Below are 25,960 nucleotides of genomic sequence, written 5' to 3'. Positions count from 1 at the left end.
TTACTTCTGATAGCTGAGATGCCATTTTAAAAAGCGAAATTCTAGCGCTTTGGCCATCATGTCGGAAAGTTTGCCTAATAAGGCATATAAAATGATCGATAGCACGACAACATCCATTTGCATAAATTCTCTTGCATCCATCGCCAAAAAGCCAATCCCGTCTTTAGCGGCAATGGTTTCGGCGACGATCAACGTCACCCACATGATACCAAGCGCATAACGCAGGCCTACTAAAATAGAAGGAAGGGCTCCAGGGAGAATAATGTGCCAAAAGGCCGCCATATTCGATAGCCCATAGTTGTTGCCCATCTCTATATAGTCTTTGTCGACAGAACGAATGCCGTGAAACGTGTTTAAATAGATAGGGAACATGACCCCAAGGGCAATTAAGAAAATTTTCCCTTCCTCTCCGATTCCAAACCATAAAATGATTAATGGAATCAAAGCCAAGTGGGGGATATTCCGCAACATTTGAATGGAAGAATCGAAAAACATAGCTGAAATTTTCGATACCCCATTGATCAAACCAAACATAAAACCAATGCCTCCACCAATGAACAAGCCGATTACTGCTCTGTTTGTACTTGCCCATAAGTGCGGCCATATTTCACCGGAGTGAACAAGGGTATAGGCTGCCGCGGCAATTTCCGAAGGCGCTGGCAGTATACGTGTTGGCAAAATCTCAAATTGGGAGGCCAATTGCCAAATGAGGAGCAGCAAAAGCGGGATCACCCATGGAATGACTTGAATGACCATTCGTTTACTCATGTCATCACCCTTTCTATCTCGCTGCGATGCCGCCAAAAGGACTGGTCCACTGCTTTTCCGGCACGGCTTCTTTCTCCTCCTGGAAGTAAGGGAAAACCAGCTCCGCAAACCGATAGGCTTCTTCCAAATGGGGGTAGCCTGACATAATAAATGTTTCGATTCCTAAGTCTTTGTATTCTTGAATGCGGGCAGCCACACTTTCTGGGCCTCCTACAAGAGCCGTCCCAGCGCCACCCCTGACTAATCCGACGCCAGCCCATAAATTCGGACTGATTTCTAATGATTCTCTGCTGCCTTTATGGAGCGCAGCCATTCGTCTTTGGCCTTGTGAATCAAAGCGCGCAAATACTTTCTGTGCCTCATCAATATCTTTCTGCGATAAATGTTGGATTAGCCGGTCAGCTTCTTGCCATGCCTCTCCTTCTGTCTCTCTGACAATGACATGGAGGCGGATGCCAAATTTGATTGATCTTCCCGTTTTCCTTGCGTATTGCCTTACTTTAGCGATTTTTTCTTTGACTTGTGCAGGTGTCTCCCCCCACGTTAAATAAACGTCAATGTGCTTGGCCGTTACTTCCATTGCTCCGATGGAGGAGCCACCTAAATAAAGGGGTGGGTATGGTGTTTGAACAGGCGGGAAATTCGTTTTCGCCTCTTTAATATTGACATGCTTCCCTGCAAATGTAGTGGGATTTCCAGTCACAATAGACCGCCACGCTTCCAAGAACTCATCAGTTAATTGATAGCGCTCTTCATGGTTTAAATGAATGCCATCTCCGCCTAATTCGAGTGGATCTCCTCCAGTCACCACGTTTAATAGCAGCCTTCCATGGGATAAACGATCAAATGTAACCGCCATTCGCGCTGCTGCAGTTGGACTGATAACACCTGGCCGTAAAGCAACAAGAAACTTTAATTGTTCTGTTGCGGAAATGAGGGAAGAGGCTGTTACCCATGCGTCTTCACACGACTGTCCTGTAGGAAGCAATACGCCTTTGTACCCTAATTGATCGGCAGCTTGTGCTACTTGCCGGGCATAGTCAAACGTAACAGGCCTCCCACCAACGGTTGACCCTAAATATCTGCCGTCCCCGTGTGTTGGTATAAACCAAAAAAAACTCATTATTCGCCCTCCTCTAAGGTCGCTTCTTTAATCGAAACTTCTTCCGGAATTAGCCCAAGGTTATAAAATGTATTGGCGATGCTCTGCTGAGCTTCTAACACTTCTTCGTCTATCGGATCCATTCCAAATTCGTACCGTGTGAGCACTTTCTTTAATGTTTCTTCATCGATCCCGACTTGCGGCGACAAAAATTGGGCAGTCTCTTCGATATTTGTTTTAATGTTTTGCTCAACTTTTTCCAATTCCTCTAAAACAATGTCAATAATCTCCGGATTTTCTTCCGCAAAGGCACGGTCTGCCAACAAAAATTCTCGATTTGCAGCCAGCCCTTCTGCATCCCTAATAATACGGGCGCCTATATCATCTTCTGCCGCCTGTAAAAACGGGTCCCAAATGACCCAAGCATCCACGTCTCCTCGCTCAAATGCGGTTCTCGCTTCTGCAGGGGGGAGGTATATTGTTTCAATGTCTTCATTAATGGATAGTCCCGCTTCTTCCAGTGCTTTTACAAGCAAATAATGAACGTTTGAGCCTCTGTTTAAAACAACTTTCTTTCCTTTCAATTCGTGAACATGTTCAATTGGCGAATTCTCCTGCACAACAATAGCCTCACTTTTAGGCCGAGGTGGACCATTCCCTACATAAACGATTGGAGCGCCTGCCGCTTGAGAAAAAATTGGTGGCGCTTCGCCAGTATGGCCAAAATCAATGCTGCCTCCATTTACTGCTTCTAACAGTTGCGGCCCAGCCGGAAATTCTGTCCATTCAACATTAACGCCAATAGCCTCCAATGCACCTTCCAGCGTATTTTCTGCTTTCAGAATATTTAACGTTCCAAATTTTTGATAGCCAATATGGATTGTGTCTGCCCCGTTCTCCTTTCGGTCCTTTCCTGTACTCGCCGTTTGCGCTCCTCCTGTGCAAGCAGTGAGTAGCAAAAATACGCTTAAGATAATGCTTAATTCCTGCCATTTAAGATTCATAGCTTGACGCCCACACTTTGTTTAACAGGTGTTCAATCGCTTTGTCAATTCGCTCTTTCCCTTCTTTACTAACAATCTCTACTCCTATTTCTGTTCGTTTCAAATGGGTATCAAGGATAAAAATCGATTTTAAAATCGTTGTAGCACCCAATGTTTGTAAAACAGGTGTAAACGAATAGTCCAAAGCGAGATAATGGGCCAGCGTTCCCCCTGTAGCAATTGGCAAGATTGTTTTTCCTGCAAATGAACGTTCAGGAAATAAATCAATCAAAGATTTAAGCACGCCAGTGACAGAAGCCTTATAAATCGGGCTGCCAATTACAATGACGTCAGCTACCTCTACTTTTTTAATAATAGAAGCAACTGCTTGTGAGTTAAAATGGGCAAACACCAAATCGGCTGGCGGCACATCCGTGACCGAATAAAAAAACGTGTTCGCGCCTTTATTTTGGAACGCTTCCTCGATCTGTCGCAAAAGTTTATCCGTCTTTGAAGAAAAAGAGGGGCTTCCTGATAAAAATAAAACGGTAGTCATAATGAATCTCCTTTCTGTCACTTTGGCTCTTTCCTGCAATCACAGAAAAGCCCGTTATTCCTAAGAATAACGGGCTTTCAGTCGTCTGATCAGCCTATTTTACTTTTTGCTTTTTTACATTTTCAAATCGTTTTTTCTCCGTCCTCTCAATTTGCGTGATCTGGCCATTATGGATCGTAATGTGCAAGGAACCAAAATCAATTTCCTCAATAAACTGAACAATTGCTTGTATCTTTTCCTCTTCAATTGCGCCCATATTCACCCTCTCCTTCCCTCAACTTATCATCACTTCGACAATTCCAATGTGTTAAGTTGGTTTTAATGCAAAAATTTAATCATTTTTTGACGCCATGTTTCCTTTGTACATCAAATGGATTATCGGTTTTCCTCAAGGACACATAGGATCAACCCTTCCTATAATGCATATTGACAGAAAAAAGCGCAACCTAATCTTACGAGTAAATTGCGCTTTCGGTTTTCCGATCAGCTGTTTTTATTTCCCCTTATATTATTCTGATTTATCTTATATGTCAAGAAGGTTTTAATTATGTACCGGTTAATGTGCTTTAGCATTTATTAGGAAAAAGAACAGGATCAATTGTTAATGACACCCATAATAAAGCACAAGAAATAAAATTGGCCAGTAAAAAAACCGCCTTGTAGAAAAACAAAACGGCTTTCGGCCATGGCCTAATTTGTAGTTAAGCAAACATTTGTGTTTGCGACATTTTCGTTATTGGAAAAGGCGGAAATGTCTCACTAGAACTTAGAGGCAGCTTATTATCTTTTTAGACTAATATGCCGTGGCTTATGGAAACACTTCAACAACAAACTCTTCAAAAAACTCATCATCTACATAAGCTTTGACTTTCCAAATACCCTCCGACGGAAACATTACTTGTGAGGGGGAATGACTAATTAAGCCATCTTCTGTAGGAATTAGCATTTCATAATCTATTTTAATAGGATCAATTTCTTCATTGGTTCCTATGTTTATAGCAACGGCACTAAATTCTTTGTATTGAACCTCTTCCCCCCAAAAGTGCCACATCCATTTTTGATCTTCACCTGCAGTAACCTGGCCGCCAATGATACCGATTTTTTCCTTAACCCCAAACATTTCACCAAACTCATTATCAAACGAAGGACTCACCTCAATTTGCTCATTACTGTCAAAATTTGAGCATCCAGCCAGTGCATTAGAAATTACGAAAATAGAAAGAAAACAAAACCATTTCACGCCACTACCCCCTCTAATCCATAATTATAAAGAGAAAGTGCACTTATATTTTGATTATCCTTCAGGGCTATTTCGTCACGCTTCCAACTTTTCCAACCTTTTTCGCATTTTCCCTTTCCACTCATCTGCTAGGGCATCGACTGCTAAAATTCGTTCCATCGCCTGCTTGTCTGTTGGCTTGCGGAAATACGTGTCACAGACATATAACACCGACACTTTGTCAGGGTGTGGGTCAAGAAGGGCTACTTCCCCATCTGCTCGTACAATCCCTTCATGGAGCACACGCGCTAAATAACCAGTATATCCTGTTTCGACAATTCGTTTTAATAGCGAGTGAAACCCTGTATGTTTGTCGATTGTACTGCATGGGTTGCGTGCTTGTGTAATTTGAATGATCGCCTCTCCTAATTGAAAAATATCTCCTATGTGAACATCTTTTTCTAGCATATTCGTCACCGTCACGTTTTCACCAAAAGCTGCTGGTGGGAGAGGCTTTCCAAATTCTTTCTCCCATTTTGCATAATGTTCGTATGGATATAGGCAGACAGCTCGATCTGGGCCGCCGTGGTTTTTCTTATCGGCAACATCATCGCTGTCAAAGCCATGTTTAGACAAAAACACCGCTTCTGTTTGCTGTTTCTGGATGCCGCTAATCATCTGTTTGCCGTCACCATACTCGAGCGTGTTTGGCTTTCCAATCGACAGCCTCTTTATTTTTATCGAACTTGTCATCCATTACACTCCTTTTCAAGACGAAATGTCGTTTTTTCGTTTGCTCCATTATCGCATGATTTCTCGTTTTATACATGTTTTCTCTCCTTGTTTGTATAGAGGGTAAAGTATATTTTCCTTCTGCGGTTTTAGTCTTGCCCATTTTTTCAACATTATCGTCAGATTGCTATTGAAATATATGAAAAATAAGGTTATAAACTAGTATAAAAGGTCTATTCCTTTATTCTTACGAAGGAGGTGCACGAATGTCAGAAGACGCCTTTATAACAAAACGCAATGGAGGAGAAGAAAGCTCGGTTTCTATCAACCAAGCCAAGAGTGAAGAAGGCAATTGCCGCGAGTCATTACGTCCAATTGAAAGAGAGGGCAGTAAACATTCGTTGTCTACCTACCCTATCTTGGCCGATGTACTAAGCTTAAAGCTAGATGAATTGCCGTTAGAAACGGAAAAACCAGTCGATGATTGGGTTTCCTTCATTCTGGAAGAGATTAGGCATGCGATCCGTCGTGATGACTTTGCAGCAGTGAAAGCTCTTATCGTAGAGCACTTAAATAACCCGGCTTTTCAGTCACCTAAACTACGGCAGTTTCTACTCTGGCATCAAGCTATCCTTGTTTACTATGTAGACCATAATCAACACAAAGCGATGCATATGCTCAACAGCGCGTTAAACGCTACAGGATATGCGACTAAATCAACGCCTAGCGCCCAAGAGCTAGGGATTCTAATCAGTTTAGCGCTTCTTCATTCCGAAGAAGGCAACAATGGCCGAGCAATTGGCCTTTTCAAGCAAGCCTTAAAAAAAGCAACTTGTCCAAAAACTGTCCGTACAAACCTCACCTTCTATTTACGCATATACGACCATTTGGTGCAGTTGTTGTTTGAAAGCAACGATTTTCATCAAGCGATTGAATATGCAGAAAAAGGATTGAAGCTCACAAGTGAGGACGACTATTTGCCTATAAAAGGAGACTTCCATTACATGCGCGGCCAATCGTTTCATCGCCTTGGCCAACAAGAAAAAGCGCAATTAGAGTTGCACCTGTCCTTTTCACTCTTTCAAACCGTTGGCCTGAAAAGCAAGGCTGAAATGGTGCAAAAACAGTTAGCACTTCTTCAAGAAGGGAAGGAACTGCCTTTTCACTGTTAACATTGCCTAAACGTATATGTACGCAAGAAGCACTACCATGTATTCATGCAATCATCAGGCTACATGCATAGGCGATCACAACGATAAACAACAAATAGCTAAAAGCAAATGCAAAGTTCTTGCGAATAATGCTATACGGATTGGCATTTAGCTGCATTGCCAAGATTGTTGGCGTAACATTAAATGGGCCTATCATGACTGTGCCAAGTCCAACGCCAATGAGCAATAGGCTGATGCCGTAAGGATAGGCTGCAACTTGTTCTTGTAAAAACGGTGATAGAATCGCAATTGAAATAAGCGGATGAAAGCCGACAAGGGCAAAGCCAAAAATGCATAATCCAACGAGCAAATAAAACAAAAACAACGATCCTTCTTGATAAGTAAAAGCAAACAAGGCATTCATATGCTCAAACCAAACCGTGTAAGGGAACACTTCAACAAAAAAGCCTGCCGCCAAGAACAAGAAAAACAAGCTGTGCAGCTGTGTCGTATTGCCTTTTAAATAGAGAAAAGCAAGTTTTTTAAAGCGCCTTGGCCTTTTAATCACCAGTGCCCATAAAAACGTGAAAGGAATAATGAGCACGGTTACGGAAAATAAAAATGATTGCGGGATACACGCATTTACAGCAAGAAGCAAAACGATAAAACTCATAATCGCGATTGCGAGCTGCATTAATTTCCGCCGCAATAATTTAGGGTTCCCGATTGGTTCCTGCTGTACGATAAGCTCTCCCCCTTTTAATTGGCGGTTGTGCAACAACCAATCAATTGAGAGAAACAGGACGCTTGTCACAAGTAGTGTCGGCAACAACGCTACATAACTTGTACCTGTCAAATCAATCGTGGAAGCGACGAGAATTTCCGTAGGGCTCCATAACAAAACAAGGGCATATGCCCGCAATATACTGTGGGCAAAAAAGCGTTGGATGACCGCAGAGCTGAGTTGGCTAAGTTTGCTCTTGACCGTCGCCACAACAACGGGGACAGTGGCCACATTTAAAAACAGCGTTAGCATATACGACATCACCGATGTGCGTCGATATAGCCGAACCATGTTTAATGTAGGAGGCTTGCTAATCATTTGCCCAAGTGCGCGGTCGTACTTGCCTGCTGCTATAATGGTACTCATAAACGGTAAAACGAACAAAAGTGCCAACAACCCGGTCATTGAGCCAAACAAGTTAAAAAAACCAACGTCTTTTGGAACATAAATCAAATAAAAAAGAAACCCTAACAAAAAGAAAGAAAGGCCAGCCCATAAGTATAGCTGACGAGCTCTTCGAATATTAACGACTATCACAATAAATGCGAGAATACCACTCACTGTTTGAACCACTGGAGTGTGGTATATCTGGTCAGTTATATAGAGAAGGACGATTAGAAAATATAAATAAAAAATGGCCCGCACCTCCCTCTGTTATCATTCTACTCAGTATAGCACCAATGATTGCACCACTTGAACCTATCTATGGCTAATCGAAAAAAAATCATCCTCTTATGAATGGACATCAAAGCGCAAATTCCAAAGCAAAGATTGAATCGGCATTCGTTATTGTCAATTAATGAGAAGTATGATATATATGTAAAAAGACTTTGTGAAAACGTTTTCTTCTAAATATTCCACATCGATTAATTGTTTGTTTATGGTCTACTTATTCTTTAAAGCATTTGGAAGGATGGACAAGCCTTGAAAATCGCTATTATAAAGGAGACTACTTTGCCATGCCATTTCCTACTTATGATGAATTCATGAGCATGAAAACAGCAGACCAACGCCGCTTGTTGGAAGAAGAGCGTAAGCAGTACGGAAACACGCGCATCATTACAGTCGAAGGTTGGAATACAGCAAACTTAGCAAATGTCCTCAACATTCTTGGCTTGCCGAAATTAGACAGAAAACCCCCTACTGGCGAAAATCATTCAAGCAAAATTAGGCAACTGCCCTTTTTGCCAAAAGACCACTTGGAAGAGTACAAACATAATTACAAGAGAATGAAAGACTTCACAGAATGGGAAAAAATTAATATTACAGACCGCAAGGAATTAATTACTGCCTGGATTGAAAAGAAAATCAAACCTGCTGATTTAGCAAAGCATTTCGGAAAAAGCCCAAGCTATTGGTATAACTACATGCACCGTGTGAGACAATCACCGGCTTTGCGCCCTTCCGCCACCGAGAAACAAGTTTCAGCTACCATTGAAGAGGCAGGGGAAATCATTCATTCAGAACATAAGCTAGACAGCCAACAAACCCAGTTAGAAGCGATCCCATCCAAAAAAAGTGGCCTCCATTATCACATCGAAGGCGAGTACTTTGCCAGTGAGGCGAGGCGGCGGATCCAAAGCCTCGACGCCCTTCTCGCAAGTTTGGATAGCAAATTTAAGCTGACCCTTTCTTTAGAAGAAATCGATACAGACGAAAAGGACCCTGAATTTTCCGAGCAGGAAATTTTAGAGATCGCGCGCTTGCTCAAACGAAAACGGTAACGCCTTGAACAGACAGCAAAAACCAAGTTGGGTATACGACTCAACTTGGTTTTTGCTTATATGAGACCACTTTATTCGCTATACGATTTATTGGATAAACGCATCTAAGTATTGGTCTTGATCTAAGATCATATAGCTACCGCCAGCGCGGTTTACTTCCACACTTACTTCGCGCGCTTCTGCCAAGTGGTCTTCAGCAGCCACTTTTTCAAGCACGCTTACCATCGCCTGAACGAGCTCTTCTTCTGATGATTCTTCACTAATGCTGCCGCTACTCAATTCATTTTGCAACAACAAGTCAATTTCGCGCTGAATGTTATCAAGCATAATGCCTTCTACGCTTACTACGACTTCAAACGTGTCCTCGCTTTGGGCATTTGATTCTAGCATTAAGTAATTGGAGCCTTGTAGCAACTTCAAGTAAGCTGCAGACGCTTCCTCGATGACGTCTTCATTAACGTTCAACTCTTCCAAACCTAACCCAAAAAACATTTTGAATAAGTCGCCAAATTCATCCTTTTGCTTTGCCCCTTCTTCCTTTTTCTCATCCTCTGATTGATCTCCAGGAGCACGGGCGGCATACTCTTCTTCATTTTGGAAAACAGTTGCTTGAATCACAGCATCGACATAATCGGATGCCTCTTGTTCATACTGTTCTTGCTGCTCGTAAGACAAGTTCCCAACAGCTGTTAAATCTTTGTCTGGCTTTTCAATTGCTGCTACTTCGTCGAACGCAGAAAAGATATAACTGTCATCTGCTTCAAATTCACGTTCGTAGCCGTCGATGTCAATTGCATAATCAGCCTTTATTTTGTAGCTCATAATACGGTTTGTATCTTTATCAATATCAAAAGACAACTCAAATGAATCAGCAGTGACTTCATCAAATTCAATGTCTTCTGGGTCCTCTTCCCACATTCTTGCATTGTAGTCTACATATGATTGCGCCAAACTTTCAATCAACAATAGCTGGTCGTCCTCACTACCGTTATACGTTAACAAATAAGAACCATCCTTTTCTTCGAGTTCAAATTTGTCGAAAAGGTTTTCATCATACTCCTTGAAGTGAGCAAGCGGATTTTTATGTTGGCTTGTCATTCTGTCTAAAAGGCTTTCGTATTTCGCTTTTTCGTCCCGCGTATAAGTAGAAATATCGCTAATAAACAAAAACTCTTCGCTGTCTTTAAACAGCGTCAATTTAGGCGACTTTGTTTCGATATGAGTAACGTTTTCAGCAAAATCATAGGAAGCAACACCCTCTTCTTCCCAGCCATAATCATCCATTTGTGAAAAGGACACTTCAACCGATTGCAGGTCTTGATGGGCCTTTTCAGCTGCTGTTAGAACCGATGAGGCTGTAAGTTCCTCCTCTTTTGCCTTTTCCTCTTCTCCTCCGGCGCCTTGATTACATGCTGCTAACATACTAACTCCGATCAATACAGCTAACTGCTTTTTCATATCCTCTCTCCTTTTTACCATGACAATAGTCCTTATTTTCACTAAATTTCACCTAGTGGTCTGACCCTGCTATTCCTTTTGTTTCCTTTTCAAACCTCCCGTTGCAAAAAAATGCCGCTACACTGCTTTTTGATTTGCCACAACCCATATTGTGCCTCTTTAATCGTAACGAATCATTGTTTTTTTCGCAACTACATATTTTATAAAGGAACGTGCTCTGAAGGGGCCTTTCTTTCTTTTAGGTGTTTTTTCAACGTAGCTCCTAAATCATCTGTTATGATATACTTTCCAACGTCCTAATAGGTTTCACCCTTTATGAGGCCCGGGAAGGATTTGCCTTCCTATTAGCGAACTTTACCAGACAATCAATTGCTCGATTTTGACAAGGAGGGACAACATGTTAATGAGAGAAGAGACAATCGGAAGTTTATTAGAAAGAATGGCTGAGGAGTCCCCTTCGACCGAAGCGCTAGTTTATCCTGACCGTCATTTACGCCTTTCCTACAAAGACTTTAATCACTCGTGTAGACAGTTAGCAAAAGGGTTTATGCAATTAGGCATCCAACGTGGGGAGCATATGGCCGTTTGGGCGACAAATTGTCCAGAATGGGTGACCACTCAGTTTGCTACAGGGAAGATGGGGGCTGTCCTTGTTACCGTCAATACGAATTATCAGCAATCTGAGCTTGCTTACTTGTTAAAACAATCGGATACGACCACATTGCTCGTCATGGAAGGATATAAAGGGACTTCCTATTTAGAAATGCTTTACCGGCTAATTCCTGAACTACAGACGGCCGAACCTGGAAAACTAGAATCAGCTGAATTTCCATATCTTAAGCATATTGTTTACTTAGGAAAAGAACGCAAGCCTGGCATGTGGCTTTATGACGATATTGTCAAAATGGGCGACCAAGTAACCGATGCCGCCCTTGACCGCTTAATGAGTGAGCTGGATGTCGATGATGCCATTAATATGCAGTACACTTCTGGCACAACAGGCTTTCCTAAAGGCGTCATGCTGACACATCGCAATTTAATCCATAACGCAAGCAATATCGCTGCTTGCATGGAACTTTCTCAGCAAGACCGCCTCTGTATACCTGTACCATTTTTCCACTGTTTTGGCTGCGTCCTTGGGACACTGGCCTGCGTTAGCGTTGCAGCGACAATGGTGCCTGTAGAAGAATTCCATCCAGAGAAAGTTTTGCATACAGTCCAAGCTGAAAAGTGCACAGCGCTTCATGGCGTACCAACAATGTTTATTGCCGAGCTGAACTTGCCGACATTCGATACGTATGACCTTTCTTCATTGCGTACTGGCATAATGGCAGGTTCAAACTGCCCTGTTGAAGTGATGAAAGATGTGATTGAGAAAATGGGCATCACCGAGATTACCATTGCCTATGGCCAAACGGAATCTTCTCCTGTCATAACGCAAACACGCGTCGATGATTCGCTAGAACGGCGGACAGACACGGTTGGGCGAGCTTTGCCAAATGTTGAGGTGAAGATTGTCGACCCTGATACACAGGAAGAAGTAGCTGCAGGCGTTCAAGGGGAACTGCTAACCAGGGGTTATCATGTCATGAAAGGCTATTACAAACAGCCTGAAGAAACAGCCAAAGTGTTAACTGGGGATGGCTGGCTTCATACAGGCGACCTTGCGATTATGGATGAAGATGGCTATTGCAAAATTACGGGCCGCTTAAAAGACATGATTATCCGTGGTGGGGAAAACATTTATCCACGTGAAATAGAGGAATTTTTATATACACATCCATCCATTTTAGATGTTCAAGTCGTAGGCTTGCCTGATCCTAAATACGGGGAAATCGTGTCTGCTTGGATTCGCCTCAAGGCAGACCACTCTCTGACAGCAGCCGAAGTCCAAGACTATTGTAAAGGGCAAATTGCCCATTTTAAAATTCCACAAGTCGTTGAATTTGTTGACCATTTTCCAATGACGGCTTCAGGGAAAGTACAGAAATTTAAGCTACGTGAACAAAAAGAAAAACAAGAAGAAAATGCTTGAGCAGTTTGCGATGTCATACCTAGGTTTATAGACCTGTCAAGGTGAAAGCTTCCGCCATTTGTCGGAAGCTTTCAGTCTGTAGATAAACGCTCGTAAACGTCGCCTGGATTCTCATCCCGTTATATTTCGTCTTCCCTCGACTGCCAAATCGATCAACCCAATTAGGTTGATTGTTTATCTTCGAGTGAGACGCCGCTTGTACGGTAATGCATTTTGACGTTGGTTAGAACTTCTTCAGCTCCTGCTTGGACGGCTTGTTGGTGAACATCGCGCAACAATGCCATTAAGGAATCGAAGTCTCCTTCAACTACCGTTTCAAGCGGGCCAACCCGGTGCCGCAAACCAGACTGTTCAATGACGTCAATCACTTTATTGGCAATGCCTCCTGTGTGGTCTTCTTTGCCATTTGGTATAAGCTGAATGCCCGCTAGCATCGTGGCCATGTAGAAAAACCTCCTCGATTTTTTATGCCGTACTACACCATTTCCTGATATCGACCGATTTAAACATTTGCGATGATTTTCAGATTCATGTTTGTAGCATGCCCCACTTGTGGCCGAACATTCGTCTCATAACCAAGGGCCTTTTCTACTGCCTGCTCGTCACCGTTTTTTCCAATCCTTAAAGCCATCTTGTTCCTGGCGCTTCACCTTGCTGTAAACAGGAGTTGACGCCTAAAATGAATGAACATGGGCGATTTAACAAAAACGAGCAATTCAATTAATAGCAAACTGCTCAGAAAAACAGCAAGCCACATCCTGCCCCGACAACAACAACGACCCATGGCGGCCATTTCCAATAAGCGAGCATAGAAAACAACACAGCGGCTAAGGCAAAGTCAGTGGGATGTTTGATCGTACTTGTCCAAATCGGTGTATAAAATGCTGCAATTAATAGACCGACAACCCCAGCATTCGCTCCCATTAACGCCGCCTTCATTTTCGCGTTTTCCCGTAATGCGCTCCAAAAAGGCAGTGTGCCATATATAAGCAAAAACGCAGGCAAGAAAATCGCTGCTGTCGCCAACAATCCTCCTGCCCATCCGTCCATGACTGCCCCCAAGTAAGCGGCAAATGTAAACAACGGTCCTGGCACAGCTTGGGCAGCCCCATAGCCAGCCAAAAACGCTTCCTCGCCTATGTAACCAGTTGGAACAAACTCCCCCTCCAATAGTGGCAAGACGACATGGCCACCGCCAAACACGAAAGAACCTGCCCGGTAAAACGAATCAACCATGGCTAGCCATTGAGAGGGCATTGCCGTTGCCAACATGGGCAAACCAACAAGCAAAATGAAAAACAAGGAAAGGGACACGACTCCAATTGTTTTCGATAACGGAAAGGCAACGGAACGATCGTGGTTCGTGTTACCCTCTTTTGCAAATATAAAATAGCCGAGCAAACCTGCCAGCAAAATAACGGCCACTTGCACAAATGCATAGGGCACAAGCAAAACGGCAAGCAAAGCAAACAAACAAATCGTTTTGCGGCGCAAGTCAGGAGTCAAGTTTTTCGCCATGCCGAGAATCGCATGTGCCACCACCGCTACAGCAACGATTTTCAGCCCGTGAATAAGGCCCATTTCGCCAACGCCAAACTTGCCGACGAACAACGCAAATCCAATTAAGGCAAGGACTGAAGGAAGAGTAAAACCAATAAATGAAACCATTCCTCCTAATGCACCTGCGCGGATAATGCCAATCCCTATCCCTACTTGACTGCTTGCCGGTCCAGGAAGAAACTGGCATAATGCAACGAGATCCGCATACCGTTCTTCATCAAGCCATTTTCGTCTTCTTACATATTCTTCGTGAAAATAGCCTAAGTGGGCAATGGGACCGCCAAAAGAAGTGAGGCCCAGCTTTGTGGAAATAAGTAGTACTTCAAGTAACGATCGTCGTCTATTTTTCATGCCAGCCCCCTTAATAGAATCATTTAATCAACATGCCAGTATGAGTATAGCAAAAAAGCGCCCTTAAAGCCTTTACATTTGACAATTGAACATTTTTGACTATTCCCCTATAAACTCTCTCCAAACAAAAAACAAAAAATCTCCCTAAAGGCCGTCGTTCTGCTTCCTTTTAGGGAGATGGCTAATTAGAAATCCCATGCTCTCTTTTATTTTCCTGCTTTTCTTCGATCAGAGATTTGCTCAGCTCCAAGTCCATAATTATCCATGTCAATTTCATCAATGACCACTACGGTTGAAGCCGGATTTTTGTTTAATGTTTCGGCCAATAAATTGGTTACACCTTTAATTAAAGTCAGCTTTTCCTCTTTTGTCAGACCTCCATTTTCTTTAGTAACTTTGATGTTTACGTACGGCATTTGACGCATCTCCTTTCCGTTCCTTTATGGAATTTATGGTGATCAAAGCAGCTACAAGCACAACTGCTGAAATCATAAATGGAATGGTAAAGTCATTTACGGAAATAATTGTTCCAGCGACAACCGGTCCTAATAATTGACCAATCGCGTAGGCTGCCGTTAACCCACTTACTAAATTGGGCCCTGCCGCCTCTAATGATTTCGCAAGAGTGAGGGTAAGCGTCGTAATCCCCATAAACGTAGCACCGAATCCTAACGCCGAAAGCAATGTCAGCAGCAAGTGGTCTGTAAACACTGGTATTAAAATACTAATGATTTGCATCATATACGCCCATTTAAGCGCACGAACCGGAGACAGCCTTGTTCCAAGCCAAGACCAGAAAAGGCAGGATGGAATGGCGCCAACGCCTACGATCGCCCACACATAAGAGGATTCAAACGCAAAAGATGGATTTTTGACCAACATAGCCGTTATAAACGTACCAAAGATAATATAGCCAAACCCTTCACCTGTGTACGAAATATATAAAGCATACTTTGCTTTTTTTGGATTTTGCACGACTTCCGGATGCCTATTTTTTCGTATTTGGCCACTTAGAGAAGCTGGTCCCGGGCTTGTCCCTTGCTTCCACATCCCCAGCATGATCGCAACCATAAAGACGCCACTGAGAAGTCCTAAACTGATCCATGTGCCTTCCCAGCCATAATTGGATTGGATGGTTGGGATCGCTGCTCCTGAAACGCATATCCCAAACCCTACCCCTCCATATAGGAAGCCAGAATAATACATTTTGCCGGTTTGGTTTAATCGAGATAAAATCAAGTTAGAGACAATGACAAATACCATGCCACTCGTCATGCCTGAAAGCAACCGCCATATAGACCAGATCATATAATTATCCAGTAAGCCCATTAATAATGTCGTTCCAATATTGACACCTAGCCCAATGTATAGCCACTTGTCGCTTCGTGGTACATATCTAGCCCCTAATGCCCCTAAAAAATAGCCTATGTAATTAAATGTTGCTAACAGCCCTGCAGAAAAAGGAGTCAGCAATTGGTCCAATTCCATATAGGGAAAGATCGGTGTATACGAAAACCTTCCTATCCCCATAACCACTGCTAAACTTAAAAAGCCTGAAAGCAATAACCGATTATGTTGATTTGCAAATGTATTCTCCATTTGTTGGCCCCTCGTTATGTCCGTCATATACTCTACACAGATCATATTGGAGTGCTGTACTGAACTTGCAAAGGAATTCCCTTCGCTTTTTCTCAGTTTACCATTTTTTAGGGGTATTGTCCCCTCCTGCCTAACAAAAAAAGCTCCTCCCTGTCTCCAGGCAGAAGCTTTTCCTTCATTGCACCATTTTTCCCTTTTCCAACACATGCTCGTCTCCAAGCCAAACACTTGGTGAAAGAGTCACACAGTCCAAGTGGACACCGGCTTCGATTGTGCCGCCGAATGTTTTACTTGAGCCAAAGGCAATGTGAATCGTACCGTATGCTTTTTCATCTTCAAGGATATTGCCAGTTACGCGGGCAGCTTCATTTGTGCCGATGCCAAATTCGGCTATGTAACGTCCGTCGCCGTCACCTAGCAATTCTAACAACTTAGCCCCTTCTGTCCCACTGGCGCTCGTAAGCCGTCCATCTTTCACTGTAAGCAATGTTGGCTCTGACAGTTTGCCAATGCCAGCGATCGAGCCGTCCACCCACAATTGGCCGTATGAGCCTTCAATTTGCGGGGCAATATAGCTTTCTCCGGAAGGCAAGTTGCCTGACGCCCCTTGTCCTGGAAATACGCCTGTGCTGCTAATGCCGTTGCGTCCGTTAAGATTTAGGAACAGTTCATATTCGCCATTTGGACCTGTCTTAATCACAGCCGAATCAATTTTATTGAGGCGTGCTGTAAATGATTCCGTCAGAGCAACCACTTTCGTGTAGTCTGCTTTCATTGCCCCTTCGGTGAACATGTCCATCGTGATCCCTGGCATTGTCAGCACTTTGGTTCCTTGGCTACTTGCCGCTTTTCGAGCGCTTGTATGTGTTAAGGAATGTTGGCAAATGCAAAAACAAATGTCCGCTGCTTTCATCATGTCGGCGACTGTGGACGGCGGCTCTTCCCCTGAACGGCTCCGTGTTTGCATTAACACAAAGTCAGTAGCGTAGCCGAGATCACATAAAGAGTCAAACACGCGCCGGCCAATTTCTTCTTTCTCTAAATCAGCAAGAACAACAACATGCTCGTCCCCTAATGCGTTTACATTTTGTACCATCATATTACTGACAATCTGTTTAAATTCCATTTCCAGTCCCCCTTTCCTTTCCATACAGTATAAAGCGAATAGGCGAAATTCGATAGCTTTTCAATCAGACGCTCATGCCAGCTCTGCCGCTGCCCGTGCGACTGCACTGCGGGCAAGAATTACAGGCAGCCCCGTCGCCGCTTGAGCCCGCTGTTTATGGGCATTTGTATACCCCATGCAGTCGAGGACGAGCAACGTAGCACCTTGTTGTTTTAGAGCTGCGGCCGCTCCTTCAATATCAGACGACGCGTAAGGCGTAGCCGCTTCTGAAACAAGAGGGAGTTCGCCCCATTTGCCGGCAAGCTGTTGTATTTGTTCTTCTAAAGGCACAATCGCGCCAAGTGTCCCGTCACCGATAACGGCTTGGACAAAATGGCAGAGGATTTTGTCAGGAAACAACAGCGGCTTTTCATGTTGAATCGTTGGGAAGTGGCCGGTGCAGACAATGATCGAGCTTGAGACGAGCTTCTCGACTTTTTGCAATTCCGCTTGCAAATGTGGAAGCAACTTCCGCTTAGAAAGTTTAGCACTGTCCCCGTTCCTGAGGCGTGAGACATACGTCTGCTCATCAGGATCGGGAGCGAGCGCTTTTATTTGCTCAGTTGATAAAGAATCAAGAGCGCCTGCTTCCACAAACTCGACGTCAGCGCCAAGAAAGGGGCGCATTTCTGGGGTCATGTCCACGCGCGGCGACTGTCCAATTGTGACAAGCGCTATTTTTTTCATGTTACTTGCCCTTCCCCATCGTTTGCAGAACGTTCATCGGTCCATACAACTGTTGCAAACGAGCGTATTCATTTTCATCGTAGAAACGCGTGGTTCCCGCCGTATATTCCTTCGCTGTCTCAATCGCAAACCGCACCGCTTGGGCAATGTCAACCTCATGGCTAGCGCCTGTGCCACAACCAGGTACAGCAGAAGTGGCTGTAATGGCGAGACCAACAACTGGCGCATTGGTCGCAACGGCAGGTTGGAGAATGGAATTGATATGGTACACATCATTGCCATAAGGCGTAATGTCCTGTGTCGTAATCGCAAATGTAGACGGAAGGTCGCCTGTCGTCATTTCCATAATCCGCAAAAGGTCATCGCTAAACTTCAGAATATATCCTTCTTTGACTGTAGGCGAGATGGCGACCCCTTTATGTTTAATGATTTTATTGCCTTTCGTCGTGTCAATCGAAAGAATCGCTTCCATTTCCGGCAGCACTTCATGTTTGTTCATTGTCAAAATGTCAACAGGAGAACCCATGAAATCAACTGGCTCATGTGGAACCGTTGGCGCATTGGGGCAAATATGTGTCGTGATCAACACATCGCCAGGAAGGCGATCGCCTTTTTCAGCCATCTCCGCTAACTTGAGTGCAGCGGCAATTGCTGCAACAGCGCCGTCTGCGTCAGAGACAAGCCCAATCCGGCTTGGACGAGCGCCAATCCCGCCAAGGCGGCCGACGATTCCAAAAGTCGGCGCATTTCCGCCAGATTGTTTTCCGTTTGTGCCTTTGATCTCGATTTTCACAAAATCAGTCGAGCCTTGCTCACCAGACACCGTTGTTGTTTCTGCTTTTGCATAAGTATAGCCGCTAAACAACGCCGCTACTTTCTTGCCATTAATAGCAGGATCGTCTAACATTTCAACTATTTGCATCGTATACGTCAATGACATCTTCGCTCTCTCCCTTGTATCTATGTTTGTAAAATGCCTTTACACGATTGTCTTTTGAATAACTGGTTCAATCGTGCGTAGCAACCGTTCATTCTTCATTGTGGAGCTAAGAAGTAGCTCCGATTGCGGCACGCAAATGACCGCCAGTTTTTGGCCGTTTTTCACTTCAGCGCTTACGACAGGCTGCCCCGTATCGGCATCAAATGTCATGATTAAATCAGGAAAAGTGCCTTTCCGTTCGCCGTTTTCTTCTAATGTCATAAATTCATTCCAAAATGTTAGTTCGATTCCGTCAACATCCAAACGGCCGACATCAAATCCGCCTTCTGTTTTCAATTCAAAGCCGCTCACATGGCCAACTTTGACCACTCGGCCATGTAAAGCTGCTGTGACAGCCTCAATTTTACTGCTGCCTTCTTTTTCTGCTAAAAAAGCTTTGCCGATTTCCATCGCTTTTGAGATGCCGCCGACTGCCCCGTGAGCCTTTACATAAGCGACACTGACTGGGTTGCGGGCAACGCCCACCATTCCACCAGCCTCAACCGACATGCGGCGAATGACATTTCCGACATAGTCAAGCGTCCCGGAGACAAATCCGCTAATCGCACGGCTGCCAAACCCGCCAGCAGCTGCCTGGTACGATACATAATCTTGTTGCTCAGACAAGTTTAGCGCCCCCATCGCCCCGGTAGGGTGTGCTCGGCCGTTGCAAGGAGCGTCAATAACAGGCAGGCCAGTCAATGCTGCTTGAAGCCAGCCATTGACTGTCGTCGCTGCGCCATTTTCGTTGGTCATAATCGCTTTAATGGTGCCTGGATAATTTTTTTGCAACAATTCAACAGTCATAAGCAATTGGTTGTCGTCAACATACTGGTCTTTGGCGGCTGGTGCACCGACGAGGGAAACGCATACGGCTTCATCATCGTCGTTCAATTCATCAATGCTAATGAGCTCTACTGTGCCTTTCGCCAGAGCGGCACGGCCTTTTTCAAGCCCTTGGGCAATCCAGCCGCCACCGCCGCCGCCCAGGATCGCCCCGCCGTAAACAGCTTGTTCCACCATCTCTGCTGTCAATACTGTTCGTGCCATTCTCTCTCCCCTTCCAAATTACCGCGCTTTAAAGACAGAGCTAAAGAAACTGTAAAGCGCATCTCCAGCAATGAATCCAGCTGCGGTTGTAAACATCGCCGATTCACCGGCTTCGCCTTTCCATTTCAAAATCACGACACGTGCTAGTATGCCCACAAGAACGGCCCAACCAGCCCAAGGGTTCATCACAAGCAACCCAGTTGCTAGCATAATGCCAAGCTGGCGTTTGGCGCCGCCAATCAATTGGATGATCGCTCCAGGAATCGCCCAAATTAGCAAGTACTTTCCTGTTTCGCCAGCAATGCCTTCTTGTATTGTTGCCGCAAATACACGGTCGACAGGAGGAACCAAGTCTTGGGCAAAGTACATCTGGTGGAAAAAGAGCACCATCACAATCGCTACAACAAGACCAATCATGCCAGCAATCAGCTGCAAGCGCCGGCCATAGAGCTCTTGTTCCCAATTGGTGCGGCCCCTGATTAGAAATCCTGTCTTTAAATCAAATCCAAAATCGGCAAAAGCTGGTCCTGTAGCAGCTGTGTAACCGGTAAGCAACGCTAAGGCGATTGGCGGAAACCCAAGCATGATCCCGATTAACAGCACGATCAGCGTAACGGCAAAAGCCGGGAACCAGCCAGAGTGCATCGCAGCAACACCGACAATCATTTCTGAAACCAATGTCGCAAAAGCAGCGAAGAGAATAAATAGCACTAATTGGCCGACTGGCAATTCAGTGTAAAGGCCAGCCATAAAAGCAACGAGCATGGCGCCAATGACATAGGCAAGAAACCCAAAGCCAAACCCTTTTGCTACGTCAAGTTCACTGCGTGTATACACATGATTGGTAGCCTGTTCTGATTTCTTTGTAATCGTCCGTTTTTTGCTCGTTTGTCCTTTGACAATGGTATAAATGAACTGAAGCAAAGCAACGAGACCAGCGCCGATCATCATCCCGTGGGGAATGTAATAATCGTTGATGTTAAAGTGAAACCATGGTTGTGAATAGCCATTGATCAACAAACCAATGCCAAACATCGACAACGCCCAAATGTTGCCAATAAAAGCAACGCCTAACGCTGACATAGGAATGCCTAACGCCGAACCGGCCAGACCGCCGGCAATGCCGATGCCAAGGAATTTTGCCTTCTTTCCGCCTTCGTCTCCTGCACGGAGTGCTTCTGCGGTCGCAACGCCAGACGGCCATGCTTCATTGGCACCAAACAGTTTGGAATCAAACACTTTGTATAAAATAAGGGCATCAATGATTAAAGCGAAACCTGCCCCGACAAGCATCGGGAAAACAAGTTCAGGCAGCCCCATTACGAAAGGGATGCCAATCGGGATAAGCAAACTGTTTGCTGCTCCAAAGGTGGCCGCTGAAATGGTCGTCTGCACCAAGTTTTGCGTTTCCAATTGGCGATAGCGTTGGAACATTTGCATCGGAATACGAGCAATTAACATCGCAATCATCGCGCCAATAATAGAAGTATTTGGCGTTACGCCAAGAGTAGTAATAATTTGCATCCCGATAATCGCTCCAAAAACGGCAATTAATACGGAAAGCAAAATTAAAGTCCAATCAAATGTGCGTTGTTTCATGTTTCCTCTACCTCCTCTGGCGTATCATTGAATACGCCATGCCCTGTGCTTCAACTAAATCAATCACAGGCACTGCGAGTTCCTTTATAATGGTTTCTTTTAAATGAATGGTCGAATAGCCTGTACAAGCAAACAAGATAGCAGTCGCGCCTTGGTTAATAAGCTGCCGGGCCGCTGAAACGGCTGCAGCTGGCGTTTCTTTTTTAACCAAATCAGTTGTATTGGTCACGCCTTCCGGGACAAGGTGGCTAACTAGCCGTTCGCCTAACACTGTTTCAATGGTCTCAGGTATTTTATTTGTTAAGCCAAGAACACCAATCTTGTCGCTGATCATGCATGCGGCATGCGCTCCTGCCTCACCAGCACCTATAACTGGAATGGATACGGCTGCCCGGCTCAAGTCAAGCGCTGGATCAGCTGCACAACTAATGGAAATCGCATCAATGTCGGCATCGGCCGCCATCTCTTTAACTAGCGCTGTTATTTTCGGCAAAGCGGCAGCTTTTGATTCCTGGTTGTAAATGCCATATGGTTGATCTGGAATGCAATCGCTTTTAGAGTGAATCCCCATCCGTTGCCGCATTAGGACAGAATGTTCTTGCAATAATTGCTCGTCTTCGGTTGTCCATACACGAACGATGCCAAGCATATTCCCCACCATCCTTTTTAGACACTATAATTTTTTGATCCGATATTAAAAATGCCCAATGTGTGCAAAATGATTAAAGCATTCATTGCACACATTGGGCAGAAGCATTGTCAAAATACGCGCTGTTGCTACGATTTAGCGCTTTTCTCATGTCATGTTTTCTTACATCTATTTTCTCATTTTTAAAACAAAATAAAGCAAAAACCGGACTTCACTATCATTAAGATCGACCATTAGTCGCTCTTCTATTTTTTCTAAACGGTATTTTAACGTACGTCGATGAACAAACAGTTTTTCCGCCGTTTTTGAATGGTTGCCATTTTCACGTAGAAACACCTCTAGCGTGTGAAGCAACGCTTCGCCTGCATAGCGGTCCGCAGATTCTAGCGGTTTTAATGTGTTCTCGGCAAAGGCCTGAACATCGTCATCATTTTTGAGCTTCGTCATGATCCGCTCAAACCCCATCTGTTCGTACAAACAAATTTTTTGTGTTTCCCCGCTCTCCTCCAAGGCAGTACGAGCTTCCAGATAAGCCTGTTTAGCCAGCGCGATCGCGTCGTAAGCGAGGCTCACCCCTATCTGAAACGAAACATCCATTTCTTCCTCAAGCTCTTTTAACATACGACCAATGGAAGATATCGTTTCTGCACGGCCTTGATCACGAGTAAACGTATACAGAATACAAACGTTTCCGTCTTTGCAAAACAAGGCGGCATTTGGGAAATAACGGTCCAATTTTTTATATAATTGATGTAAAAATAAAGCAGAAATCGGTTCTTTTTCCACGGGCGCCCCCGCTACTCTTCTCATTGCCAAAAAGCCGAAATAGCTTGTTTTGTCAATCAACATACGGATCGAGGAATGATCGGGCACAGCGTTTTTGTCAATTAGCTCCGTCATCCATGCTTTTTCTTCATCGGCGCGTTTATTCACTTGGTAAAGCCGCTTCCGCAATAAAAACCGGATTTGTTCTTCTAAAAAGGTCGCCGCTTTCTTTAATACAGATGTCCATACGTGTTCCTTTTCGTGTGGCACACCGATTACTACAGAACAGCGCAAACCTGCCTCTGCTTTTTTGAAAACAAGTCGAACTTGCCGTTTATCAAAGCGCGTTTGTTTTGCGGGTTGCGAAAAAAAGATAAACGATTGCCGCTCTGCTGTCACTCTGTTATTCGCGTAAGCAATGAGCTGCTTCTCTTCGCTTTCAAGCAACACATTCTCCCCTGTAAGCTCTCCTAGCCCTTCCAAAAAATGATGTAATCCCCGGGCTTCACCAAGCTTATAGACCGCCTCTAGAAGTTGCGCTTCCACAGACTGGGCTTCTTTAAACTTTGTCTCGAATAAGATGGTCAGTAAGCCTACGAAAGAAACTTCTACTGGAATGGCAATAATGGGCATATTATGTTCATCAGCAAGGCGCAACATTGTCTCTGGCAATGTATGAACATAACGGCCAATTTTGACAACAAGGCCGGCGCCATTTACTTCAATTAACTTCCGAAACATGCTAATTTGCGCTTCTGGATTGTCTTTGACTGAATAAAAGGTCGAAATAATTAAGATTCCTTCTGTTAGCCATTCATTAATATCCGGGACTTCCATCACTTCGGCTGCTTTAATTTTCCGATACAAACCACCTTCACCAGCAAGTACACGAGCGAGCTTTAAATCACCTAACTGTAAAGCTTCGCCTACAATCATTTCCAACACCATCCTCTATATAAATAGTATTTTACTATGGACCGACATATATCGACAAAATCTTTTGCCGGTTGTTAGCAAGATTAGCCAATTAATGAGCAATTATCTACATGCCATAACAAAAACCGCCTGTCTTGGTTTTTGCACCGAGACAGGCGGTTTTTGTCGTCATTTACATGTACTAACTCTTTACAAGCAGTTCCTCGACATTGACCCAACATTGCTGTTGAATCGATTGTTCTATGGCAGTAAGGACAGCTTGGTTGCGCAAACCGTCAGCAAAATCAGGTTTTGGCTGCTCGCCACGGGCAATGCCTTGGAGGAATTCATACAACAAATGAATAAAGGTGTGTTCATAACCAATCATATGGCCAGCGGCCCAATAGGATCCAACATAAGGATGGCTGGCTTCGGTTACGTCGATCGTCCGAAACCCTTGCAAACCTTCTTCGTCGTGAGCAAAGTACACTTCCAACTGATTCATGTTTTCCATATTCCAACGCACAGATCCATGTTCACCGTTGATTTCAAATTCATTTCGATTGCGGTTCCCGCCAGCAAAACGTGTCGCTTCAAACGTGCCAAGGGCGCCATTTTCAAATTTAGCAATAATCGCAGTGGCGTCATCAACGGTAACAGGTGCCATTTTCCCTTCGCTTACTTTCGCGCTTAGCCCTCCCGTCATAGAGCCGATTGGCCGCTCTTTAATAAATGTCTTTGCGGTGGCAACGACTTCAGTGATTTCACCAACTAAAAAACGTGCAATGTCGAGGCTATGGGCTGCAATATCGCCAAGTGCGCCAGAACCAGACACCTTTTGATCGAGACGCCATGTTAGCGGAAAGGAAGGGCTCATAATAAAGTCTTGTAAATAACGAGCACGAAAATGATAGATTTCTCCAAGCTTTCCTGACGCAACGAGCTGTTTAGCTAGCTGGACAGCAGGCACATAGCGGTAATTGTGGCACACCATATGGATCACATGATTTTCCGTAACTGCGGCATGCATACGCTGCGCTTCGTCTAAATTCATCGCTAGAGGCTTTTCGGTGATGACATGTTTGCCTGCTTTTGCTGCGGCGATTGCGATTTCTGCATGTGTGTTGTTCGGCGTCACGATGTCAATGACATCAATGTCATCACGTTCCACAACTTTGCGCCAATCCGTTTCGTAAGATTCGAATCCCATTTTTTCTGCCGCTTGTTGCACAGCTTCCTCATTGCGACCGCAAACGACCTTTAAAACCGGCTTTGCCTCCACATCGAAAAAGAAAGGAATATCACGGTATGCATGGCTATGTGCTTTCCCCATAAACTGATAGCCAATTAAACCAATGCGAAGTTCTTTTTTCTCCATTCTGTCCCCTCCAAACGATCATTTTGTTAACCAATTCCACTTATATGCGGCGATTCCCTTTTTTCATTATGAAAACGTGCTATCTAGCGGCCCAAACCATGCCTTTCCTCATCAATTCCATTACTTCAGGCATGCGGACAATTTTAGCTACGTGGCCCAGGGAGCAATAGTAGACATTGCCCTTTCCCCATTTCTTTGTCCATACAACTGGCATTTCCACGCTGCCGTTTACAGCATGGGGGCCATCAGCAATCGGAAAGGTGGTAGTCGCATGTACGGAAACGGCGGGATCAACATGCATATAATACTGCTCCGATTCTACTTCGAAATCGGCCATTCCGTTTGTTAATGGATGGTTACGGTCCTTTATCTGGACTGTATAACGAACGCCGTCATTGCCAGGATGAGCGACCCACTGCCCTCCTACCATAAACTGATAGTCCGTTGCCATGCGGAACGAGTCCCCCATTCCGCCATGCAAACCGGCAAGGCCTGTTCCTGTTTCAATTGCTGCCATTAATGCTTTAAGCTGATCGTCTTCAATTTGCCCTTGTGTCCAGTTTGGGACAATTAAGTCGTATTCAGGCAAATGTTCTTCTGTTAGCACCGCCAATGAATCGGCAACATTAACAGAAAACCCTTCTTCAATAAGAATGCCTTCAAGAATAGAGGCGACTTGCTCTGGTTCATGTCCATCCCAACCACCTTGAAAGATCAATGCTTTTTTCACGTGTACACCCCTTTATTAAAA

The 25,960-nt window shown here is 44.4% G+C and carries 25 protein-coding genes; 3 read left to right on the top strand and 22 right to left on the bottom strand.

The window, feature by feature from the left end; translation table 11 throughout:
- The 7 genes from BUC05_RS18100 to BUC05_RS18070 all read right to left on the bottom strand — a co-directional run bounded on the left by BUC05_RS18100 (window position 1) and on the right by BUC05_RS18070 (window position 5,381).
- Window positions 1-768: an ABC transporter permease subunit gene (locus BUC05_RS18100; RefSeq protein ID WP_011245457.1), complete on the bottom strand. Its 768-nt coding sequence runs from the start codon at window positions 766-768 to the stop codon at window positions 1-3.
- 13 nt (window positions 769-781) lie between these two features.
- Window positions 782-1,891 (bottom strand): FMNH2-dependent alkanesulfonate monooxygenase, encoded by a 1,110-nt coding sequence (gene ssuD / locus BUC05_RS18095; RefSeq protein ID WP_035205211.1) that lies wholly within the window; start codon window positions 1,889-1,891, stop codon window positions 782-784.
- Window positions 1,891-2,874 carry a sulfonate ABC transporter substrate-binding protein gene (locus tag BUC05_RS18090; protein ID WP_035205218.1) on the bottom strand — a complete coding sequence of 328 codons (984 nt, stop codon included), beginning with the start codon at window positions 2,872-2,874 and terminating at the stop codon, window positions 1,891-1,893. The genes ssuD and BUC05_RS18090 overlap by 1 nt, the downstream gene beginning before the upstream one ends.
- Complete coding sequence (gene ssuE / locus BUC05_RS18085) at window positions 2,864-3,409, bottom strand: NADPH-dependent FMN reductase (RefSeq protein ID WP_011245454.1); 546 nt, start codon at window positions 3,407-3,409, stop codon at window positions 2,864-2,866. The genes BUC05_RS18090 and ssuE overlap by 11 nt, the downstream gene beginning before the upstream one ends.
- A 94-nt stretch (window positions 3,410-3,503) precedes the next feature.
- Window positions 3,504-3,665: a YezD family protein gene (locus tag BUC05_RS18080; RefSeq protein WP_073305650.1), complete on the bottom strand. Its 162-nt coding sequence runs from the start codon at window positions 3,663-3,665 to the stop codon at window positions 3,504-3,506.
- A gap of 552 nt (window positions 3,666-4,217) precedes the next feature.
- Window positions 4,218-4,649 carry a DUF4871 domain-containing protein gene (locus BUC05_RS18075; RefSeq protein ID WP_011245452.1) on the bottom strand — a complete coding sequence of 144 codons (432 nt, stop codon included), beginning with the start codon at window positions 4,647-4,649 and terminating at the stop codon, window positions 4,218-4,220.
- A gap of 75 nt (window positions 4,650-4,724) precedes the next feature.
- A complete protein-coding gene (locus BUC05_RS18070) occupies window positions 4,725-5,381 on the bottom strand; it encodes an MOSC domain-containing protein (RefSeq protein WP_011245451.1) in 657 nt (218 codons plus the stop codon).
- A gap of 245 nt (window positions 5,382-5,626) precedes the next feature.
- Between BUC05_RS18070 and BUC05_RS18065 the strand changes: the two genes are divergently transcribed.
- Complete coding sequence (locus tag BUC05_RS18065) at window positions 5,627-6,532, top strand: tetratricopeptide repeat protein (protein ID WP_073305647.1); 906 nt, start codon at window positions 5,627-5,629, stop codon at window positions 6,530-6,532.
- Between the two features lie 43 nt (window positions 6,533-6,575).
- On the opposite strand, the gene BUC05_RS18060 is transcribed toward BUC05_RS18065, so the two are convergent.
- Complete coding sequence (locus BUC05_RS18060) at window positions 6,576-7,748, bottom strand: hypothetical protein (RefSeq protein ID WP_142237585.1); 1,173 nt, start codon at window positions 7,746-7,748, stop codon at window positions 6,576-6,578.
- A gap of 506 nt (window positions 7,749-8,254) precedes the next feature.
- On the opposite strand from BUC05_RS18060, the gene BUC05_RS18055 reads away from it, so the two are divergent.
- The gene (locus BUC05_RS18055; RefSeq protein ID WP_011245448.1) at window positions 8,255-9,019 is read left to right on the top strand and encodes a hypothetical protein; all 765 of its coding nucleotides are present in this window, start codon (window positions 8,255-8,257) and stop codon (window positions 9,017-9,019) included.
- 87 nt (window positions 9,020-9,106) lie between these two features.
- Here the strand turns inward: BUC05_RS18055 and BUC05_RS18050 are convergent, their stop codons facing one another.
- The gene (locus BUC05_RS18050; protein ID WP_011245447.1) at window positions 9,107-10,477 is read right to left on the bottom strand and encodes a DUF6612 family protein; all 1,371 of its coding nucleotides are present in this window, start codon (window positions 10,475-10,477) and stop codon (window positions 9,107-9,109) included.
- A 397-nt stretch (window positions 10,478-10,874) separates the two neighbouring features.
- Between BUC05_RS18050 and BUC05_RS18045 the strand changes: the two genes are divergently transcribed.
- Complete coding sequence (locus BUC05_RS18045) at window positions 10,875-12,512, top strand: AMP-binding protein (protein WP_437183784.1); 1,638 nt, start codon at window positions 10,875-10,877, stop codon at window positions 12,510-12,512.
- Window positions 12,513-12,673: 161 nt separating this feature from the next.
- Here BUC05_RS18045 and BUC05_RS18040 read toward each other — a convergent pair whose 3' ends face one another.
- The 13 genes from BUC05_RS18040 to BUC05_RS17980 all read right to left on the bottom strand — a co-directional run bounded on the left by BUC05_RS18040 (window position 12,674) and on the right by BUC05_RS17980 (window position 25,939).
- A complete protein-coding gene (locus tag BUC05_RS18040; RefSeq protein ID WP_011245445.1) occupies window positions 12,674-12,955 on the bottom strand; it encodes a thiamine-binding protein in 282 nt (93 codons plus the stop codon).
- A 292-nt stretch (window positions 12,956-13,247) separates the two neighbouring features.
- A complete protein-coding gene (chrA, locus tag BUC05_RS18035; protein ID WP_073305646.1) occupies window positions 13,248-14,423 on the bottom strand; it encodes a chromate efflux transporter in 1,176 nt (391 codons plus the stop codon).
- Window positions 14,424-14,629: 206 nt separating this feature from the next.
- Entirely contained in the window at window positions 14,630-14,839 is a 210-nt protein-coding gene (locus BUC05_RS18030; RefSeq protein WP_035205228.1) for a 2-hydroxymuconate tautomerase family protein, read from the bottom strand.
- On the bottom strand, window positions 14,811-16,022 hold the full coding sequence (locus BUC05_RS18025) for a YbfB/YjiJ family MFS transporter (RefSeq protein ID WP_244153324.1): 1,212 nt from the start codon (window positions 16,020-16,022) through the stop codon (window positions 14,811-14,813). The genes BUC05_RS18030 and BUC05_RS18025 overlap by 29 nt, the downstream gene beginning before the upstream one ends.
- 175 nt (window positions 16,023-16,197) lie before the next feature.
- Window positions 16,198-17,148 carry an aminopeptidase gene (locus tag BUC05_RS18020; RefSeq protein WP_073305643.1) on the bottom strand — a complete coding sequence of 317 codons (951 nt, stop codon included), beginning with the start codon at window positions 17,146-17,148 and terminating at the stop codon, window positions 16,198-16,200.
- Window positions 17,149-17,220: 72 nt separating this feature from the next.
- Complete coding sequence (locus tag BUC05_RS18015) at window positions 17,221-17,874, bottom strand: AroM family protein (RefSeq protein ID WP_073305641.1); 654 nt, start codon at window positions 17,872-17,874, stop codon at window positions 17,221-17,223.
- Window position 17,875: 1 nt separating this feature from the next.
- Complete coding sequence (locus BUC05_RS18010; protein ID WP_073305639.1) at window positions 17,876-18,814, bottom strand: DUF1177 domain-containing protein; 939 nt, start codon at window positions 18,812-18,814, stop codon at window positions 17,876-17,878.
- A gap of 39 nt (window positions 18,815-18,853) precedes the next feature.
- On the bottom strand, window positions 18,854-19,903 hold the full coding sequence (locus BUC05_RS18005) for an S-methyl thiohydantoin desulfurase family protein (RefSeq protein ID WP_073305637.1): 1,050 nt from the start codon (window positions 19,901-19,903) through the stop codon (window positions 18,854-18,856).
- 18 nt (window positions 19,904-19,921) lie between these two features.
- A complete protein-coding gene (locus tag BUC05_RS18000; RefSeq protein WP_073305634.1) occupies window positions 19,922-21,502 on the bottom strand; it encodes an OPT/YSL family transporter in 1,581 nt (526 codons plus the stop codon).
- A 7-nt stretch (window positions 21,503-21,509) separates the two neighbouring features.
- Window positions 21,510-22,151 carry an aspartate/glutamate racemase family protein gene (locus BUC05_RS17995; protein WP_073305632.1) on the bottom strand — a complete coding sequence of 214 codons (642 nt, stop codon included), beginning with the start codon at window positions 22,149-22,151 and terminating at the stop codon, window positions 21,510-21,512.
- 168 nt (window positions 22,152-22,319) lie between these two features.
- Window positions 22,320-23,852, bottom strand: coding sequence for a PucR family transcriptional regulator (locus BUC05_RS17990; RefSeq protein WP_073305630.1), 1,533 nt, complete (start codon window positions 23,850-23,852; stop codon window positions 22,320-22,322).
- Between the two features lie 181 nt (window positions 23,853-24,033).
- Entirely contained in the window at window positions 24,034-25,209 is a 1,176-nt protein-coding gene (locus BUC05_RS17985) for a Gfo/Idh/MocA family protein (protein WP_035205243.1), read from the bottom strand.
- Between the two features lie 79 nt (window positions 25,210-25,288).
- A complete protein-coding gene (locus BUC05_RS17980; protein WP_011245433.1) occupies window positions 25,289-25,939 on the bottom strand; it encodes a ThuA domain-containing protein in 651 nt (216 codons plus the stop codon).
- Between the last annotated feature and the right edge of the window lie 21 nt (window positions 25,940-25,960).

The sequence above is a fragment of the Shouchella rhizosphaerae genome (assembly GCF_900142675.1).
Classification (GTDB): Bacteria; Bacillota; Bacilli; order Bacillales; family Bacillaceae_D; genus Shouchella; species Shouchella rhizosphaerae.
The sequence above is the reverse complement of the archived record's forward strand: the minus strand, read 5'-3'. Positions and strand labels throughout refer to the sequence as shown.

Bases quoted from the DNA above. Each gene is read 5' to 3' on its own strand.
- BUC05_RS18100 (WP_011245457.1), bottom strand. From the start codon at position 768: ATGAGTAAACGAATGGTCATTCAAGTCATTCCATGGGTGATCCCGCTT.
- BUC05_RS17995 (WP_073305632.1), bottom strand. From the start codon at position 22,151: ATGCTTGGCATCGTTCGTGTATGGACAACCGAAGACGAGCAATTATTG.
- BUC05_RS18090 (WP_035205218.1), bottom strand. From the start codon at position 2,874: ATGAATCTTAAATGGCAGGAATTAAGCATTATCTTAAGCGTATTTTTG.
- BUC05_RS18020 (WP_073305643.1), bottom strand. From the start codon at position 17,148: ATGGAATTTAAACAGATTGTCAGTAATATGATGGTACAAAATGTAAAC.
- chrA (WP_073305646.1), bottom strand. From the start codon at position 14,423: ATGAAAAATAGACGACGATCGTTACTTGAAGTACTACTTATTTCCACA.
- ssuE (WP_011245454.1), bottom strand. From the start codon at position 3,409: ATGACTACCGTTTTATTTTTATCAGGAAGCCCCTCTTTTTCTTCAAAG.
- BUC05_RS18000 (WP_073305634.1), bottom strand. From the start codon at position 21,502: ATGAAACAACGCACATTTGATTGGACTTTAATTTTGCTTTCCGTATTA.
- ssuD (WP_035205211.1), bottom strand. From the start codon at position 1,891: ATGAGTTTTTTTTGGTTTATACCAACACACGGGGACGGCAGATATTTA.
- BUC05_RS18005 (WP_073305637.1), bottom strand. From the start codon at position 19,903: ATGGCACGAACAGTATTGACAGCAGAGATGGTGGAACAAGCTGTTTAC.
- BUC05_RS18055 (WP_011245448.1), top strand. From the start codon at position 8,255: ATGCCATTTCCTACTTATGATGAATTCATGAGCATGAAAACAGCAGAC.
- BUC05_RS18025 (WP_244153324.1), bottom strand. From the start codon at position 16,022: ATGGAGAATACATTTGCAAATCAACATAATCGGTTATTGCTTTCAGGC.
- BUC05_RS18080 (WP_073305650.1), bottom strand. From the start codon at position 3,665: ATGGGCGCAATTGAAGAGGAAAAGATACAAGCAATTGTTCAGTTTATT.
- BUC05_RS18040 (WP_011245445.1), bottom strand. From the start codon at position 12,955: ATGGCCACGATGCTAGCGGGCATTCAGCTTATACCAAATGGCAAAGAA.
- BUC05_RS18030 (WP_035205228.1), bottom strand. From the start codon at position 14,839: ATGCCGTACGTAAACATCAAAGTTACTAAAGAAAATGGAGGTCTGACA.
- BUC05_RS18045 (WP_437183784.1), top strand. From the start codon at position 10,875: ATGTTAATGAGAGAAGAGACAATCGGAAGTTTATTAGAAAGAATGGCT.
- BUC05_RS18015 (WP_073305641.1), bottom strand. From the start codon at position 17,874: ATGAAAAAAATAGCGCTTGTCACAATTGGACAGTCGCCGCGCGTGGAC.
- BUC05_RS18070 (WP_011245451.1), bottom strand. From the start codon at position 5,381: ATGACAAGTTCGATAAAAATAAAGAGGCTGTCGATTGGAAAGCCAAAC.
- BUC05_RS17985 (WP_035205243.1), bottom strand. From the start codon at position 25,209: ATGGAGAAAAAAGAACTTCGCATTGGTTTAATTGGCTATCAGTTTATG.
- BUC05_RS17990 (WP_073305630.1), bottom strand. From the start codon at position 23,852: ATGATTGTAGGCGAAGCTTTACAGTTAGGTGATTTAAAGCTCGCTCGT.
- BUC05_RS18065 (WP_073305647.1), top strand. From the start codon at position 5,627: ATGTCAGAAGACGCCTTTATAACAAAACGCAATGGAGGAGAAGAAAGC.
- BUC05_RS18050 (WP_011245447.1), bottom strand. From the start codon at position 10,477: ATGAAAAAGCAGTTAGCTGTATTGATCGGAGTTAGTATGTTAGCAGCA.
- BUC05_RS18010 (WP_073305639.1), bottom strand. From the start codon at position 18,814: ATGTCATTGACGTATACGATGCAAATAGTTGAAATGTTAGACGATCCT.